This is a genomic window from Pseudomonas sp. AC070 (genome assembly GCF_979258635.1).
Genome location: NZ_OZ409871.1, coordinates 2,874,291 through 2,889,897 on the forward strand (window position 1 = coordinate 2,874,291; position 15,607 = coordinate 2,889,897).

The 15,607-nt window shown below is 62.2% G+C and carries 13 protein-coding genes; 6 read left to right on the top strand and 7 right to left on the bottom strand.

Annotated features, from left to right (window positions below):
• Positions 1-250 precede the first annotated feature (250 nt).
• From ACZZ0Q_RS12745 to ACZZ0Q_RS12765, 5 genes are all read right to left on the bottom strand, one after another.
• The gene (locus ACZZ0Q_RS12745; protein WP_463542068.1) at positions 251-1,348 is read right to left on the bottom strand and encodes an extracellular solute-binding protein; all 1,098 of its coding nucleotides are present in this window, start codon (positions 1,346-1,348) and stop codon (positions 251-253) included.
• Entirely contained in the window at positions 1,335-2,387 is a 1,053-nt protein-coding gene (locus ACZZ0Q_RS12750; RefSeq protein ID WP_463542067.1) for a histone deacetylase family protein, read from the bottom strand. Before ACZZ0Q_RS12750 ends, ACZZ0Q_RS12745 begins: the two co-directional genes overlap by 14 nt.
• A 212-nt stretch (positions 2,388-2,599) precedes the next feature.
• Entirely contained in the window at positions 2,600-3,619 is a 1,020-nt protein-coding gene (locus ACZZ0Q_RS12755) for an AraC family transcriptional regulator (protein WP_463542066.1), read from the bottom strand.
• Positions 3,620-3,625: 6 nt separating this feature from the next.
• Positions 3,626-5,347: a bifunctional isocitrate dehydrogenase kinase/phosphatase gene (gene aceK, locus ACZZ0Q_RS12760; protein ID WP_463382543.1), complete on the bottom strand. Its 1,722-nt coding sequence runs from the start codon at positions 5,345-5,347 to the stop codon at positions 3,626-3,628.
• 204 nt (positions 5,348-5,551) lie between these two features.
• Positions 5,552-6,478, bottom strand: coding sequence for a LysR family transcriptional regulator (locus ACZZ0Q_RS12765; RefSeq protein WP_463542065.1), 927 nt, complete (start codon positions 6,476-6,478; stop codon positions 5,552-5,554).
• Between the two features lie 106 nt (positions 6,479-6,584).
• Here ACZZ0Q_RS12765 and ACZZ0Q_RS12770 point away from each other — a divergent pair, with 106 nt between their 5' ends.
• The 6 genes from ACZZ0Q_RS12770 (at position 6,585) to ACZZ0Q_RS12795 (ending at position 13,887) form a co-directional block, all read left to right on the top strand.
• On the top strand, positions 6,585-8,327 hold the full coding sequence (locus tag ACZZ0Q_RS12770; RefSeq protein ID WP_463542064.1) for an amidohydrolase: 1,743 nt from the start codon (positions 6,585-6,587) through the stop codon (positions 8,325-8,327).
• A gap of 199 nt (positions 8,328-8,526) precedes the next feature.
• The gene (locus tag ACZZ0Q_RS12775) at positions 8,527-9,261 is read left to right on the top strand and encodes a TorF family putative porin (protein ID WP_463542063.1); all 735 of its coding nucleotides are present in this window, start codon (positions 8,527-8,529) and stop codon (positions 9,259-9,261) included.
• Positions 9,262-9,379: 118 nt separating this feature from the next.
• Complete coding sequence (locus ACZZ0Q_RS12780) at positions 9,380-10,762, top strand: substrate-binding domain-containing protein (protein ID WP_463542062.1); 1,383 nt, start codon at positions 9,380-9,382, stop codon at positions 10,760-10,762.
• A gap of 252 nt (positions 10,763-11,014) precedes the next feature.
• On the top strand, positions 11,015-11,200 hold the full coding sequence (locus tag ACZZ0Q_RS12785) for a hypothetical protein (RefSeq protein ID WP_463542061.1): 186 nt from the start codon (positions 11,015-11,017) through the stop codon (positions 11,198-11,200).
• Positions 11,201-11,608: 408 nt separating this feature from the next.
• Positions 11,609-12,781 (top strand): acyl-CoA dehydrogenase family protein, encoded by a 1,173-nt coding sequence (locus ACZZ0Q_RS12790; RefSeq protein WP_463542060.1) that lies wholly within the window; start codon positions 11,609-11,611, stop codon positions 12,779-12,781.
• An 8-nt stretch (positions 12,782-12,789) separates the two neighbouring features.
• Positions 12,790-13,887, top strand: coding sequence for a sigma-54 interaction domain-containing protein (locus ACZZ0Q_RS12795; protein WP_463542059.1), 1,098 nt, complete (start codon positions 12,790-12,792; stop codon positions 13,885-13,887).
• A gap of 145 nt (positions 13,888-14,032) precedes the next feature.
• Here the strand turns inward: ACZZ0Q_RS12795 and ACZZ0Q_RS12800 are convergent, their stop codons facing one another.
• Together ACZZ0Q_RS12800 and ACZZ0Q_RS12805 are read right to left on the bottom strand one after the other, a co-directional pair.
• Positions 14,033-14,755 carry an ABC transporter ATP-binding protein gene (locus tag ACZZ0Q_RS12800; RefSeq protein ID WP_463560631.1) on the bottom strand — a complete coding sequence of 241 codons (723 nt, stop codon included), beginning with the start codon at positions 14,753-14,755 and terminating at the stop codon, positions 14,033-14,035.
• A gap of 2 nt (positions 14,756-14,757) precedes the next feature.
• The gene (locus ACZZ0Q_RS12805; RefSeq protein WP_463542058.1) at positions 14,758-15,606 is read right to left on the bottom strand and encodes an ABC transporter permease; all 849 of its coding nucleotides are present in this window, start codon (positions 15,604-15,606) and stop codon (positions 14,758-14,760) included.
• Position 15,607: the final 1 nt, after the last annotated feature.

Below are 15,607 nucleotides of genomic sequence, written 5' to 3' on the forward strand. Positions count from 1 at the left end.
AAGTCTCCTACTTCTCCGTCTCAACCTTCGTTTGCGTCCGCGTTCTCAACCGCTCAAACGCCGACAGCGCTTGGTGGAGCGAGCGGTGTTACCTGCGAAATTCTGGATCCCCGCGTGCGCGAGGATGACGGTGATGTGCAGATAGACATCCGTCATCCTCGCGCAGGCGGCGGTCCGACGATTCGGGATCCAGGCTTGCACGTCGAACACTGTCCTCGAAAAACCCACCATCACCCGCGAAACATCACCCTTACTTCCCCGTCTTAACCTTCGTCCACGTCCGCGTCCTTAACCGTTCCAACGCCGGCGGCAACATCTCCACGCTGTACAACTTCGCCTGCATTTCAGGCGACGGATACACGTTGGGGTTGTTACGCAACGCCGGACTGATCAAGTCGTCGGCGGCCTTGTTCGGGTTGGCGTAGGCCACGTAATCCGAAATCGGCGCCACCACCTCGGGGCGTAGCAGGTAGTTGATGAAGGCGTGTACTTCGTCGACGTTCTGCGCGTCGCGGGGAATGGCGAGTACGTCGAACCATGCCGCCGTGCCTTCTTTGGGAATGCGGTATTCGATTTTGATGCCGTTCTTCGCCTCCTCCGCCCGCGCCGCCGCTTGCATGGCCCCGCCCGACCAAGCCAGCGCTACGCAGATGTCGCCGTTGGCCAGGTCGGTGACGAATTTCGATGAGCTGAAGTAGGTGATCGACGGGCGCAGTTTGTTCAGGTGCGCTTCGGCTTTTTTGTAGTCTTCGGGGTTGTGGCTGTTGGGCGACAGGCCGAGGTATTGCAGCACTTCGGGAATCACTTCCGTCGGCGCATCCAGGTAGGCCACGCCGCATTGTTTGAGCTTGGCGAGAATTTCCGGGTTGAACAGCAAGTCCCACGAATCCAGGGGCGCGTCGTCGCCGAGAATGGCTTTGACCTTGTCGACGTTGTAAGCAATGCCATTGGTGCCCCACATGTACGGCACCACGTACTGGTTGCCGGGGTCTTTGGCGGCCAGCACTTTGAGCAATTCCGGGTTGAGGTTTTTCCAGTTCGGCAGCTTGCTCTTGTCGAGTTTCTGGAACACCTGTGCCTTCATGTAGTTGGGCAAAAAGCTGTCGCTGGGCACCACCAGGTCGTAGCCGGAATGGCCGGAAAGCAGTTTGGCTTCGAGCACTTCGTTGCTGTCGTAAACGTCGTACTTGGGTTCGATGCCGGTTTGCTGTTTGAAGCCTTTGAGGGTGTCCGGGCCGATGTAGTCGAACCAGTTGTAGATACGCACCACCGGCTCTGCCGCCATCAGCGTGGCGCTGACCAGCAGGCTGGCACTGGCGACCAGGCTGAGCAATTTATGCCGGCGCATGGGCAGCCTCCGCTTCAAAACCTTGCAGCACGTTCACGGCATTCACGCCGATGGCGTCCACCGCATAACCGCCTTCCATCACAAACAACGTCGGCAGGCCGAGGGCGGCGATGCGCTTGCCCATGCTCAGGTAGTCCGGCGAGTCGAGCTTGAACTGGGAGATGGGGTCGTCTTTGTAGGTGTCGACGCCCAGGGAAACCACCAGCACGTCCGGTGCATAGGCGGCGATTTTCTCGCAGGCATCGTCTAGCGCCGCGCTCCATTGTGCCCAGCCGCTGCCGAGCGCCAGCGGGTAGTTGTAGTTGCAGCCGGCGCCCTCGCCTTCGCCTGTTTCGTCGGCGTTGCCGAGGAAGTATGGGTATTCGTCCAGCGGGTCGCCGTGAATGGAGGCGAACAGCACATCGCCGCGTTTGTAGAACAGCTCTTGCGTGCCGTTGCCGTGGTGGTAGTCGACGTCAAGAATGGCCACGCGTTTGGCGCCCTGGTCGAGAAACGCCTGGCTGGCGATGGCGACGTTATTGAGGAAGCAGTAGCCGCCCATAAAGTCGCTGCCGGCGTGATGGCCCGGTGGCCGGCACAGCGCAAAGGCGGTACGCGCGCCTTGGCGCATGTGGTCCTGGGCGGTCAGCGCAACTTGCGCGGAGCTGTAGATGGCTTGCCACGTTCCGGCGGTAATTGGCGCTTCGGTATCGAAGCAGTAATGGCCCAGCTCACCGATCAGCGCGCGGGGAATCGGGCCGTCTCGGCGCAGGCGGCGGCCGGGAAAGGTTGAGGGCAGCAGGTCGCAGCTGTGCCCTTCTGCCGCCCAGCGCGCCCAGGCGTTTTGCAGAAAAGTCAGGTAGGCCGCGTCGTGTACACGGGCAATCGGCGCCAGGCCGAAATCGGTCGGCGCAATCACCTCGCCGAGTCGTTGCTGCTGCACCCGCGCCAGCACCGTGTCGGCACGGCTGGGCATTTCGAAACAGGGCTGCAGCTGGCCATCGACCAGTTCCGACTGGCCATGGTGAAGACGGTGATCGTCGCTGTACACGGTCAACATGGGCGCTACCTCATCAGTGTTGTTGTGCCCGCATTGTGGGCACGCAACGGCGCTGGCGAGAACGCTGGTAATGGCCAAAAGGGGATCGAAATGGCCAATCTGGTTGGCCGAATACAGATCAAGAACTCGAGGCTGAAGCCTCTCCTACAGGACGGCTCGGCTCCCTGTAGGAGAGGCTTTAGCCTCGATTCCTGCAAACGAAACGCTCAACTCTAAACGCGAAAATAACTCGGCGGCTGCCCGCTCCAGCGCTGGAACGCATGGCGCAACCCTGCGGTTTCGCTGAAGCCGAGCAGCTCGGCGATGCGGTAGATGGGCAGATCGCCCTGTTGCAGCAGCTCTTTGGCGCGACTGAAGCGCAGCTCGTCGAGCAGTTGCTGGTAGCTGGTGTGTTGTTGCTGTAAATAGCGCCGCAGGCTGCGGGCCGAGCAGTTCATGTGCCGCGCCAGTTCGTCGAGATTCGGCGGTTGCTGCAAGCGCTCGGCCAGCAGCGCGCGCACACGCTCAAGCCAGGCGCGGTTGGCGGCCAGCTCGGCGTTTTGCCGACGGCATTGGTCGAGCATTTCCTGGTGGGTGATCGGGTCGGCCAAAGGCAGCGGTTCTTCAAGCCAGCGGGCAGCGAAACCGATGGCGTTGCGCGGCTGGTTGAAGTGCAGCGCGCAGGCAAAGCCGTCGCGGTAGGCCTGGCGTCGTTCAGGGGTTTCGCTGTAGTCGAAATGCGCGGCCACTAGCGGCAACGGCTGGCCGAGCAAGTCGGCGCACACCACATTCAGCGAAGCCAGGCACAGCTCAACGTTGAACGGACGCAGCGCTTCGTCTTCGCCATAACCGGTGGCCACCAACCAGGCCACGTCGCCTTCGCGCACCAGGCTGAGGTTGAAGTAGGTGCCCAGCAGCACCGGGTAACTCAGACCGATGCGCAACGCTTGCCCAAAAGTCGGCGCCGAGAGCAGCGCGTAACCGAGCAAACCATAGGCAGAAATACGGGTGCGTACGCCCAGTTGCAGGCCCAACGCCGGTAGCGCGCTCAGGCGCAAGGCGTTGGCGAACACTTGCTGTTCCTGGCCTGGGCCGATCAGGCGCTTCATGCCGCGCAAGTCGTCGGTGGAAATGCCGCTGCCCTCGAGCACCGCTTCGGCCGTGTGCCCGTGCGCTTGCAACAGGCTCACGGTGAGCGTCGACATATGCAGCGAGTTAAGCCACGAGGAACGGGAGAAAATCGCCTCTGCCATGGGCAGTCAGTTCAGTTGCTCTTTGCGCCGGTACGGGAACACGTCGATGACCTTGCCGGCGCGTATCGCGTCCTGAAGGCTCTTCCAGTAGTCCGCGTTGTACAGGTCGCCATGCAGCTCGCTGAACAGCTTGCGCTGGCCCATGTCGGCGAACAGGAACGGCGGGAATTCCTCGGGGAATACGTCCAGCGGCCCGATCGAATACCACGGCTCGGACGACATCTCGTCTTCGGGATAACGCGGTGGCGGAATGACGCGGAAGTTGGCTTCGGTAAGGGCGCAAATTTCGTCGTAGTCGTAAAACACCACGCGCCCGTGACGGGTGACGCCGAAGTTTTTCAGCAGCATGTCGCCGGGGAATATGTTCGCCGCCGCCAGTTGCTTGATGGCCAGGCCGTAGTCTTCCAGCGCTTCCAATACTTGCGCTTCGTTGGCGTGTTCCAGGTAGATGTTCAGCGGCGTCATGCGCCGTTCAGTCCAGCAGTGGCGCACCAGCACGGTTTCCCCTTCGAGCTCGACGGTAGACGGCGCCACTTCCAGCAATTCAGCCAGGCATTCGGGGTCGAACTTGGACTTGGGAAAACGGAAGTCGGCGAACTCCTGGGTATCGGCCATGCGCCCTACCCGGTCGACGCTTTTCACCATGCGGTACTTCTCGATCACGGTGGCGCGGTCGACGTTTTTCGACGGCGAGAATTTGTCTTTGATGATTTTGAATACGGTATTGAAGCCCGGCAGCGTGAACACACTCATGACCATGCCGCGCACGCCGGGCGCCATGATGAAACGATCATCCGTGTTGGCCAGGTGGTTGATCAGCGCGCGGTAAAACTCGGATTTGCCGTGTTTGTAAAAGCCAATCGAGGTGTACAGCTCGGCGACGTGCTTGCCCGGCAGAATGCGTTTCAGAAAGCCGACAAACTCCGCGGGAATCGCCACATCGACCATGAAGTACGAACGGGTGAACGAGAAGATGATCGACACTTCCGCTTCATCGGTAATCAAGGCGTCAATCTGAATGCCGCGCTCCTCGCGGTGCAGCAGCGGAATCACCAGCGGCCACTGTTCATCGCGGGTGTAAATGCGCCCCACCAGGTAGGCACCTTTGTTGCGGTACAGCACCGAGGAAAACAGCTCGATGCACAGCTCAGGGTCTTTGCACACCCAGTCCGGCAGGTTGGCGCGCAGTTGGCCTTCCAGGCGCGCCAGGTCACGGTTCAAGTCTTCGTAGGGCACGCTGAATTGGTAGTCGGTGAACACCTGCTCGAGCATGCCGGCCAGGTTCACTTGCGGCATATACGTGCGGGTTTGCGCGCCGCGTTCGTGGCTACGCAAGGAAGGCCGCGTGGTGTGAATAAACATGCAGCCGTCACTGATCAGGTCGTGGCTGAACAGGCCGCAGAAAATCGAGTTGAACCAGGTTTCGGCGAGCTCGTCGTCGAAGCGGCTATCGATCAGGTTGATGTAGGCGCTTTTCACCAGCGGCCACAGGTGCACATCGAGCAGCACCTCATCGGCGTGCGCCTGACGCAGGCGCAGGCTGACTTCGTGAACTTTTTCTTCATACAAATTGATGCGCGCGGCGGAGGCCTGCTGAATTTCCTGCCATTGCGCTTGCTCGAAGCGGGCGCGGGCACCGTCGGTGATCTGTTTGAAATGCTCGCGATAGTCATCGAAGCCGTCGAGGATCAACCGGGCGATATCGGCGGCGGGCCATTGCTGGGGCATAAGAAACTCTCGGCAGTGAAGGTCGGCAGGTGAGGGTCGGCGGCAACAAAAGCGGCAACGAACGCCGAGCTTAGCGCGGCGAAGGCGCTTTCTACCAGCCCGCCACGGGTGACCGAAAGACGGACACCTCGTACCGCGACGATGTCATCGAGCTGCGCAACACCAGCCTGTTGGAGACCGGCCCACTGGCGTCACCCGCTTCTTCTAAGTCGTTCCATCCAGCCCGCGCTGGGCCAGAAACGCAGCGAGAAAATCGATAAACGCCTGCACCTTGCCCGTGGCACGGCGGTGGCTGGGGTACACCGCCAGAATGTGCGGGCCGAAGGCATCGGGGTCGATGTCGTAGTCCGCCATTACCCGTACCAAACGGCCATCGGCCAGGTACGGCACCACGCTCCATTCCGGCGTATGCAGCAGGCCGGCGCCGGCCAGGGCGCTGGCCAACAACAGGTCATAGTTGTCGCTGCGCAGCCGCGTATTGGTGGGGTGCGCCAGGGTCAGACGCTGGCCGTCGCGCTCGACAAACCACTGGTGTTTATCCAGCGCCGGGTGCTGGTACACCAGCCACTGATGGGCGCTGACGGTGCCTGGCGTCACTGGCTCGGCCTGGCGTTGCAGGTACGCAGGGCTCGCGCAAATAAAGATGCGATTGCGCCCCACGCGCCGGGCAATCAGGCCGGGCAGATCGCTGTGGCCTTCGCGCAGCGCCAGGTCATAGCCGCTCTCGACCAAGTCGACAAAGGCATCGCACAAGTCGATATGCACGGTCAGTTGCGGATACGCCGCCAGAAACCCCGCACACACTTCATCCAGAAACGCCCGGCCAAACGCCAGCGGCGCGGTGATGCGCAAGTTGCCGTGCAGGCCATGTTGCAGCTGGCCAATCTCCTCGCCCACCTCATGCAAACGCTGCAGCACCTGCCGCGCGGTTTCCAGGTACAGCCGCCCGGCTTCGGTGAGCACCGTGCGCCGCGTGCTGCGCTCAAAAAGGCGGCTGCCCAGCTCGGCTTCCAGGTGGCTGACGGCCTTGGTCAGCGCCGACGGCGTTTTGCCTAACTGCTCGGCGGCGCGGCTGAAACTGCCGTGTTCGGCGGTGGCCACAAACATGCCGAGGGCACTGAGCTTGTCCATGCAGTTTTTCCTCTCAGGCAAAAGGGTTTTGCGCGGCGCAGCCGTTCTGCCAGCCCAACGCAGCCGCTAGTCTCGCCACCAGACCAATAAATACAAGGGGTTTTCCATGAAAAGGTTCATTCCGAACCTGCTGGCGTTGGCGGTGGCTTTTTCCTCGATGGAATCGATGGCGGCTGCCGATCTGGTGTTGTTCAACGGCAAGGTGTTCACCGCCGAAAGCAGCGCGCCCAAGGCGCAGGCTGTGGCCGTAGAGAACGGCAAAATTTTGCAAGTGGGCAGCGACGCTGAGATTAAAGCGCTGGCCGACAGCACCACCACCGTCATCGACCTCGGCGGCAAAGCGCTCATGCCGGGCATGATCGACGCCCACTCCCACGCCGTGTATGGCGGCCTGGAAATGGCCTCGGCGAACATGGCCGACGAAGTCGTGCCCCTTGAAGAATTGGAAAAACGCCTCCAGGGCTGGCGCGCCAACGGCCAAGCCGGGCACGGCGCGGTGCTCGTTGTAGCGGGCATGAACTCGGCCTACTGGGCCCAGGCCGAAGCACTGCGCGAACGCTTCAACGTCGGCGAGTGGGCCGACCAACCCATCGCCTTTATGGGTAGCGATCACCACACCGGCTGGATCAACGCCGCCATGCTCAAACGCGCCGGCATCGACGCCGCGCTGATCAAAAAGCTGCCGGCCGCCGAAGCCGACACCGTGGGCAAGCGCGCCAACGGCGAACCCAACGGCTTTCTGGTAGACGCCGGCTGGGACCGTGCCGCCGCCGTGCTGCCGCCGCCAAGCGACGCGGTGATGTACAAGGCTGGGCAAACCGCCGTGACCTACAACAACAGCCTGGGCATCACCGCCTGGATGGACCCCGCCGCCAACGCCGCGCCCGGCGAAGCGGTGTTTGCCATGAAGCCCACGGAAAAATCCGTCGGCGTGTTGCCGGTGTACAAAGCCCTATCAGAAAAAGGCCAGTTGACGGCCCACGTTGCCGCGCTGCTGGTGGCCAACGGCAAGAGCCGGCCGCGCGACCTGGATGTGTTGGCCAAAGTGCATGACCAGTTCCAAGGCATCCCCAACCTGACGCTGCCCGGCATCAAGATTTTCGCCGACGGCGTGCTCGAATACCCGGCGCAAAGCGCGGCCTTGATTGACCCGTACAACAACTCGCAAAAACGCGGCGAGCTGTTGATCGACCCGGCGCATTTCGGCGAGCTGGTCAGCGCCATCGACGCCCGCGGCTGGCTGGTGCACATCCACGCCATCGGCGACCGCGCCGTGCGTGAATCGCTGAACGGCATCGAGCAGGCGCGCAAAGACCGGCAAAGCGGCATCACCCATTCGATTACCCATTTACAGCTGGTCAATCCGAAAGAATTTGCCCGCTTCAAACCGCTAGACGTGATCGCCGCCATGCAGCTGCTGTGGGCCGCTGGCGACGAATACACCATCGACATGGTCAAGCCCTACGTCAGCGCGTTTGCCTTCCGCTACCAATACCCGGCGCACTCGCTGCTCAAACAAGGCGCCACCATCGCCGGCGCCAGCGACTGGCCGGTGTCGAGCCCAAGTCCGTGGCTGGCCATCGCCCAAGCCATCAGCCGCGAAGGTGCAGAAGGCGTGCTCAACGCCGACGAACGCATCGACCGCGACACCATGTTCTACGCCTACACCCTCAACGCGGCGCGCACCATCGGCCTGGAAAAACAGATCGGCTCGCTGAAAGCCGGCAAGGCCGCCGACTTTGTGATTCTCGACCGTGACGTATTCACCGTGGACGCCAAAGCCCTCGGCGAAACCCAGGTGCTGGCGACGTATTTCGCCGGCAAGCAGGTGTACGCCGCCGAGCAATAACCGTGCGCCGCCTTGCCCTCTCCCCCGGCCCCTCTCCCGCGCGCGGGCGAGGGGAGAACAGCGCGAACGCCTGGCTTCAAGCACCGCGATCGTCCCCTCTCCCGCTTGCGGGAGAGGGTTAGGGAGAGGGCAAGCTGCACGCACGGCGGACCTATCCGTTCACCCCGCCCCATAAAAACCACAACATCGGGATCACACCATGAAGCACGTTTTGCTCGCAGGCCTCGCCCTGTTTCCGCTGCTCAGCCAGGCTGCCATTCCCCTGAATGACGACTTCGCCGTGCAGGTCGATCTGACCCTGGCCAGCGACTACCGCACCCGTGGCATTTCGCAAACCCAGAACGACCCCGCCGCCCAGGCTGGCGCCACGCTGTTGCACAGCAGCGGCCTGTACGCCGGCGCCTGGACTTCGAATGTGGACTTCGGTTTCGGCCTAAAAACCCGGCAAGAAGTCGACTACTACGCCGGCTGGTTCTGGCAGGCGACCGAGGACGTAAGCCTGGACCTGGGCTATCTCAAATACGCTTACCCGAAAGAAGGCCAGTTCAACCAGAGCGAGGTCTACGGCATTCTCGGCGCTTATGGCTTCAAGGCCGCTGCCTACTACTCCAACGACGCGCCCAACATCGTCGGCAAAAACCAAGACACCCTCTATACCTACGTTGGCTACGAAACTACCCTGCCCGCCGACGTCGGCCTGCTGCTGCGCTACGGCCGCATGGACTTCAAAGACCCGCTGTTCTGGTCGCAAAACGGCACCGGCACCGATTCATACCGCGAGTGGGAAGCCAAACTCAGCTACGAGCTGTTCGAGCTGAAATGGGGCCTGAGCTACATCGACACCGACCTCTCGGACGATCAGTGCGCGAGCAATTTCGGCTTTACCGACACCTGCGGCACCACGGTGGTAGCGAGCGTCAGCAAGTCGTTCTGATTGGCGTGTTTGCGCCTTTGCTTTGGCACGGCAACGGCGCGGGCATTGTCACTTTCCTGCAACCTTTCCGACTTATTCTCCGGGCACTTTCCACCGCTCTAGAATAAGGTCCTGCCGCATGCCGCGCGCCCCTGCTGTAACCGAACGTGATACTTGGATTCGCACCGTCACCTTCCTGGTTCTGGGTTTTATCTGCTACGCCTTGCCGTGGTCCGTATTCGCCGCGCTCCCCGCCACGGCGGGCGACGCGCCGGCGTTGCGCATCCAGGGTTCCAACACCATCGGTGCGAAATTGGGCCCCGCCCTGGTTAAAGGCTTGCTGGAACAACAGGGCCTGAAAAACGTGCGCGCCGAACCGACCGGCAATGACAACGAACAGCGCCTGAGCGGCCAGAACGCCAAAGGCCAGAACGTGGTGATCATCGTCGCCGCCCATGGTTCGGGCACCGGTTTTGTTGCCCTCAAAGACGGCAGCGCCGACCTGGCCGCTTCGTCACGCCCAATCAAAGACAGCGAATACACCGACCTCGCCGGCTTGGGTGATTTGAAAGGCCGGGGCGCCGAACACATCATTGCCATCGACGGCCTGGCCATCATCCTGCACCCGAGCAACCCCCTCAGCGCGCTGAGCACCGAGCAACTGGCGCAGATTTTTTCCGGCGACGCGAAAACCTGGGAAGCCCTGGGCGGTCGTGGCGGCGCCATTCACCTGTACGCCCGCGACGATAACTCCGGCACCTACGACACCTTCAAGGAATTGGTACTGGCCAGCCACGGCAAAACCCTGAGCCCCGGCGCCAAGCGTTTTGAATCCAGCGAACAGCTCTCCGATGAAGTGGCCAAAGACCCGGCCGGCATCGGCTTTATCGGCCTGCCCTACATCCGCCAAGCCAAAGCCGTGGCCATCGCCGACGGCGACTCGCAGGCCATGCCGCCGTCCACCAGCCTGATCGCCACCGAAGACTATCCGCTGTCGCGCCGGCTGTTCTTCTACCTGCCGCCCCAGGTGAAAAACCCATGGGCCGACGCCCTGGTGAAATTCGCCCAGAGCCCGGAAGGCCAGGCCATCGTCGCCAAGACCGGCTTTATCGCCCAGACCGTGCAAGCGATCAAAGTGGCGCCCACCGCCGACATGCCGAAGAACTACCAAGACCTGGCCCGCGACGCCCAGCGCCTGTCGGTGAACTTCCGCTTTCAGGAAGGCAGCGCCAACCTCGACAACAAATCGCACTACGACCTGCAACGCGTAATGGACTACCTCAAAGACAACAACAAGCTCAACCGTCAGGTCGTGCTGCTCGGCTTTGGCGACCCGAAAGCCGACCCGTCGCGTGCCGCATTGCTGTCGAAACTACGCGCCATGACCGTACGCCGCGAGCTGGCCAAACAAGGCGTGATGTTCCGCGACATCGACGGCCTCGGCGATGAGCTTCCCGTGGCCGCCAACAGCGCCGAAAACGGCCGGATCAAAAACCGTCGCGTGGAAGTCTGGGTGTACTAATGCGCTGCGGCTTCGGCGTTTGCAGGAATCGCGGCTAAAGCCGCTCCCACAGGGAATGCACCATCTGTGGGAACGCACAATCTGTGGGAGCGGCTGGGCGGCATTCCGCTTCAGCCGCGATTGGCCGGGCCTGCAATCGCATCAAAAACATCGCACCGCGTTGCCGCTGTCGCCCTTAGCGCAATTGCGAGCCCGCACCCGCCCCGTTACTCTTCGCGCTGCGGCGCCGTGGGCTGCGAACAGGGAGCGGTGATGAACAACGTACATGTCGAGTATGTGAAGCTGCGCGGGCAGCAATGCTGGCGCGTGCGTATCGGCTATCGGGGCGTGACCTTTCACGAAGAATTGGCCGCCCGCACTTTCGCCGCGCAACTTCACCAACGCCTTGCCTGGCTGCGCGCCAATCACGCTGAGCAGGATCCCTCCGAGCACGATTAGCGGATCTTCCGCACCTCATTTTCACGCCCCGCCTCACCCCGTGAACGTGGAGCAACAGCGCGGCACCGAACCTAGATATCCACACTATCTGTGCATAACTCTGTGCACAGGACGCTACATGTAGCGTTTTGCGCTGGCGAAGGTGGGTACGGTCAAATAGCGATCAGCGCACCTCTTTTCCCTTCCCCTTGTCTTTACTGTTTGCGGCACAACTGTCGCGCGAGCAACTGTTGCTCCAGCAACAGGCATTCAGCAAACCACTGCTACGCCAGCACCCGCTGCGCCTTGCCGTACTGCCCTTCGGCCTGAAACAGCGGCGTGTGGATGCTGGTACAGCGATTGCAAAACCCTCTTTAACCACGGCCGCCTGCAGGCGACGACGCCGTCTTTCGACATGAGGATCACGCTGTGAATACCGACTCCCACCCGCTGCACTCGGCGCGCCGTTTGGCTGCCGGCTTCGCCGAAACCGCCATTGAGCGTGACCAACGAGGCGGCACGCCCAAGGCCGAGCGCGATGCCCTGCGCGCCAGCGGTTTGCTGGCCCTGAGCATCCCCACCGAGTTCGGCGGCCTGGGCGCGAGCTGGAGCGAGACCCTGACGGTGGTGCGTGAATTCGCCAAGGTCGACAGCTCCATCGCCCATGTCTTCGGCTTTCAACACCTGATGCTGGCCACCGTGCGGCTGTTTTCCAAACCCGAACAATGGCAGCCGTGGTTCGAACAAACCGCGCGCAAAAACTGGTTCTGGGGCAATGCGCTCAACCCGCTGGACACCCGCACCGTGGTGAAAACTTTCGCGGACCACCGTGAGTTCTCCGGCAAGAAAAGCTTCTGCTCCGGCGCCACCGACTCGCAAATGCTCATCGCCTCGGCCATCGACGAAAGCGCCGGCGGCAAGCTGCTGATCGCCGCCGTACCCACCGCGCGCACCGGCATCACCCTGCACGACGACTGGAACAACATGGGCCAGCGGCAAACCGACAGCGGCAGCGCCACCTTTGAACGGGTACGCGTGGAAGAATCGGAACTGCTGCTCGACCCCGGCCCGCTGAGCACCCCCTTCGCCTGCCTGCGCCCCTTGATCGCGCAGCTGCACTTCGCCCATATCTTCCTCGGCATCAGCGAAGGTGCGCTGGACGAAGCGCGGCAATACACCCTCAAAGAAAGCCGCCCCTGGTTTAAATCCAAAGCCAACCACGCCAGCGAAGACCCCTACGTACTGCGCCACTACGGCGAATTCTGGGCCGCGCTGGAAGGCACGCGTTTGTTGGTAGAACGGGCAGCCGGCTTGCTCGACGAAGCCTGGCAAAAAGAACACAACCTCAGCAGCGAAGAACGCGGCCACCTGGCCCTGGCCATTTCCACCGCCAAGGTGTCGGCCACGCGCACCGGCCTGGACCTCTGTAGCAGCCTGTTCGAAGTGACCGGCGCACGGGCCACCCATGCCTCACTGCGACTCGACCGTTACTGGCGCAACGTACGCACCCAAACCCTGCACGACCCCGTCGACTACAAGATTCAGGAACTCGGCGACTGGGCGCTGAACCACAGCTTGCCGACTCCGACTTTTTACTCATAGGCACGACCATGCAGCTGCTAACGCTCCCCGCTTCTCCCGCACTGGCTACCTCGATACGGGCGACCGCTCAGGTCTTCGAAGACCCCAAATCGCAGGCGCTTCTCCCCCATCTGCAACAGGTCGCACCCAGTGAGGCGAGCGTCCTGATCATCGGCGAAACCGGGACCGGCAAGGAGCTGGTAGCGCGCCACATCCACAACCTCAGCCACCGCAGCAGCGGCCCGTTCGTGGCCGTCAACTGCGGCGCCTTTTCTGAATCGCTGGTGGAAGCCGAACTGTTCGGCCACGAGAAAGGCGCCTTCACCGGCGCCCTGGTCGCCAAAGCCGGCTGGTTCGAAGAAGCCAACGGCGGCACCTTATTCCTCGACGAAATCGGCGACCTGCCGATGGCCATTCAAGTGAAACTGCTGCGCGTGCTGCAAGAGCGCGAAGTGGTACGCCTGGGCTCACGCAAAAGCATCGCCATCAACGTGCGGGTGCTGGCCGCCACCAACGTGCAACTGGAACGCGCGATTAACGCCAACCATTTCCGCGAAGACTTGTACTACCGCCTCAACGTCGTAAGCCTGCAACTGCACCCCTTGCGCGAGCGGCCGGGCGATATCCTGCCGCTGACCCGTTACTTCCTGCGCAGCTACAGCGGCCGCCTCGGCTACGGCGACGTGCAACTGAGCGCCGAGGCCGAACGCAAACTGCTGAGCTACGGCTGGCCGGGCAACATTCGCGAGCTGGAAAACGTCATTCACCACACACTGCTGATCTGCCGCGACGACCTGATTCGCGAAGAGGATTTGCGTCTTTCAAACCTGAGAATCGACCGCCCGGACGAAGTGCAAACCCCGCCGGAAGAATCTGCCGAGGCGTTGCTTGAGCGGGCGTTTTTGCGCTTATTTGAGGAGCAAGCCGGCGACTTGCATGAGAAGGTGGAGGACACGCTTTTGCGGGCGGCGTATCGGTTTTGTCATTACAACCAGGTGCATACGGCGAGCTTGTTGGGACTCAGCCGCAACGTGACGCGGGCGCGGTTGATTGCGATTGGGGAGTTGGTCGTTAACAAACGACGGGGGGATGAGGTTGCGACCAGGGTGTTGCAATTGTCGATTTGAGTTGCGCGAAGGAAGGGGCGACACCAAAACGTTCGGTATTCACTACACACCACTCGCCCAGCGATAAAGGCAGCGAGGTAATTCACAAGCCAGATCAAAAGCGCATATCGAGACTCGATCCCAAACCGGCCCACCTACGTGGGCCTCAAATAACATGCGCCAACTGCAGCTCAGTCAACGCCTCCCCCTTCAACTTCCCCAACTCCGGATCCCGCCGATCCCTCGGCCGCCCCAACGGTACATCGAGACCGAGTCGGATACTGCTCGGCTGCTGACTCCCCATCACCAACACCCGATCACTCAAGTACAGCGCCTCATCCACATCATGCGTCACCAGCAACAACGCAATGCCGTGGTGCTGCGCCAATTGCAGCAACAAGTCCTGCAACTTCATCCGCGTAAACGCATCCACCGCGCTAAACGGCTCATCGAGCAGCAACACCTGCGGCCGCGAGTACAGCCCGCGCGCCAGCGCTACACGTTGCGCCATGCCGCCAGAAAGCTGCTTGGGCAAGGCGTCGGCAAAACCGTCCAGGCCCACTTCAGAGATCAGTTGCCGCACCCACGGCGCGTCGTAGTCGGCGCCGGCGCTGAAGCCGATGTTTTGCGCCACGGTCAGCCACGGCATCAGCCGGGGTTCCTGGAATACGAACGCCACATCGGCGCCCTGCTCGCTGCGGCTGACGGCGCCGCTGAAGTCGCGTTCGAGGCCGGCGACAATGCGCAGCAAGGTGCTTTTGCCGCAGCCGCTGGGGCCGAGCAGGCTGACGATTTCCTGGGGGTGCAGGCGCAGGTCGATGTTGCGTAATACGGTGACCGCGTCGAAGTGTTTGCGCTCGATGCGCACGTTCAGAAGTGCCTGCGCCATGCTCAGTTCTCGGTGGGGCCGGCGCTGTGGCCGGTGAAGGCGTCGCGCCAGGCGAGGAAGTGCTGTTCGAGTTTTGCCAGGACGCCGTCGCACACTTTGCCGAGCAAGGCGAGCACGATGATGGCGGCCAGCACGATGTCGGGACGCGAGGTTTCGCGGCCGTCGGTGAGCAGGTAGCCCAGGCCTTTGGTGGCGGCGATCAGTTCGGCGGCGACGAGGAACATCCAGGCCAGGCTCATGCCGCTGCGCAGGCCCGTGAACAGGCCGGGCAAGGCCGCGGGCAGCAGAATGCGCCGCGCCAGTTGGGTGGCGCTGAAGCCGTACATTTGCCCCACTTCCACCAGTTTGCGGTCGATGTTGCGGATGGCCGCTACGCCGTTGAGGTAAACGGGGAAGAACGCGCCAATGGCGATCAGCACCACTTTTGAGGTTTCGTCGATGCCCAGCCACAGCAGCAGCAACGGCACCCACGCCAGGCTTGGAATCGCGCGCAGGCCGGCGAAGGTGGGTTCCAGATAGGCTTCGGCCTCACGGCTCAGGCCCACCCAGGCGGCGGCCAGAAGCGCCAGGCCGGCGCCGATGGCAAAGCCGGATAACACGCGAAGCAGGCTGGCGCCGATGTGGTTCCACAGCTGCCCGCCGGCCAGGTCGCGCAGGGTCAGGGCAATGTCGCTGGGTGCCGGCAGTTGGTACGCCGGCACCCAGCCGATACGCACTACAAACTCCAATGCCAACAGCGCCACCACCGGCAGCACCAGGCCCTTGGCGCGGCGTTTCCAGGCAGCGCTGTCGAATGCCGGCTTCCAGCTGCGCTCGGTGGACAGGGGCAGGGTTTTGCTTTTGCTTGTCATA

Coding starts and splice junctions, on each gene's coding strand:
- ACZZ0Q_RS12800 (WP_463560631.1), bottom strand. CDS start 14,755: ATGGCGCAGGCACTTCTGAACGTGCGCATCGAGCGCAAACACTTCGAC.
- ACZZ0Q_RS12750 (WP_463542067.1), bottom strand. CDS start 2,387: ATGTTGACCGTGTACAGCGACGATCACCGTCTTCACCATGGCCAGTCG.
- ACZZ0Q_RS12770 (WP_463542064.1), top strand. CDS start 6,585: ATGAAAAGGTTCATTCCGAACCTGCTGGCGTTGGCGGTGGCTTTTTCC.
- ACZZ0Q_RS12745 (WP_463542068.1), bottom strand. CDS start 1,348: ATGCGCCGGCATAAATTGCTCAGCCTGGTCGCCAGTGCCAGCCTGCTG.
- ACZZ0Q_RS12765 (WP_463542065.1), bottom strand. CDS start 6,478: ATGGACAAGCTCAGTGCCCTCGGCATGTTTGTGGCCACCGCCGAACAC.
- ACZZ0Q_RS12780 (WP_463542062.1), top strand. CDS start 9,380: ATGCCGCGCGCCCCTGCTGTAACCGAACGTGATACTTGGATTCGCACC.
- ACZZ0Q_RS12805 (WP_463542058.1), bottom strand. CDS start 15,606: ATGACAAGCAAAAGCAAAACCCTGCCCCTGTCCACCGAGCGCAGCTGG.
- aceK (WP_463382543.1), bottom strand. CDS start 5,347: ATGCCCCAGCAATGGCCCGCCGCCGATATCGCCCGGTTGATCCTCGAC.
- ACZZ0Q_RS12755 (WP_463542066.1), bottom strand. CDS start 3,619: ATGGCAGAGGCGATTTTCTCCCGTTCCTCGTGGCTTAACTCGCTGCAT.
- ACZZ0Q_RS12795 (WP_463542059.1), top strand. CDS start 12,790: ATGCAGCTGCTAACGCTCCCCGCTTCTCCCGCACTGGCTACCTCGATA.
- ACZZ0Q_RS12775 (WP_463542063.1), top strand. CDS start 8,527: ATGAAGCACGTTTTGCTCGCAGGCCTCGCCCTGTTTCCGCTGCTCAGC.
- ACZZ0Q_RS12785 (WP_463542061.1), top strand. CDS start 11,015: ATGAACAACGTACATGTCGAGTATGTGAAGCTGCGCGGGCAGCAATGC.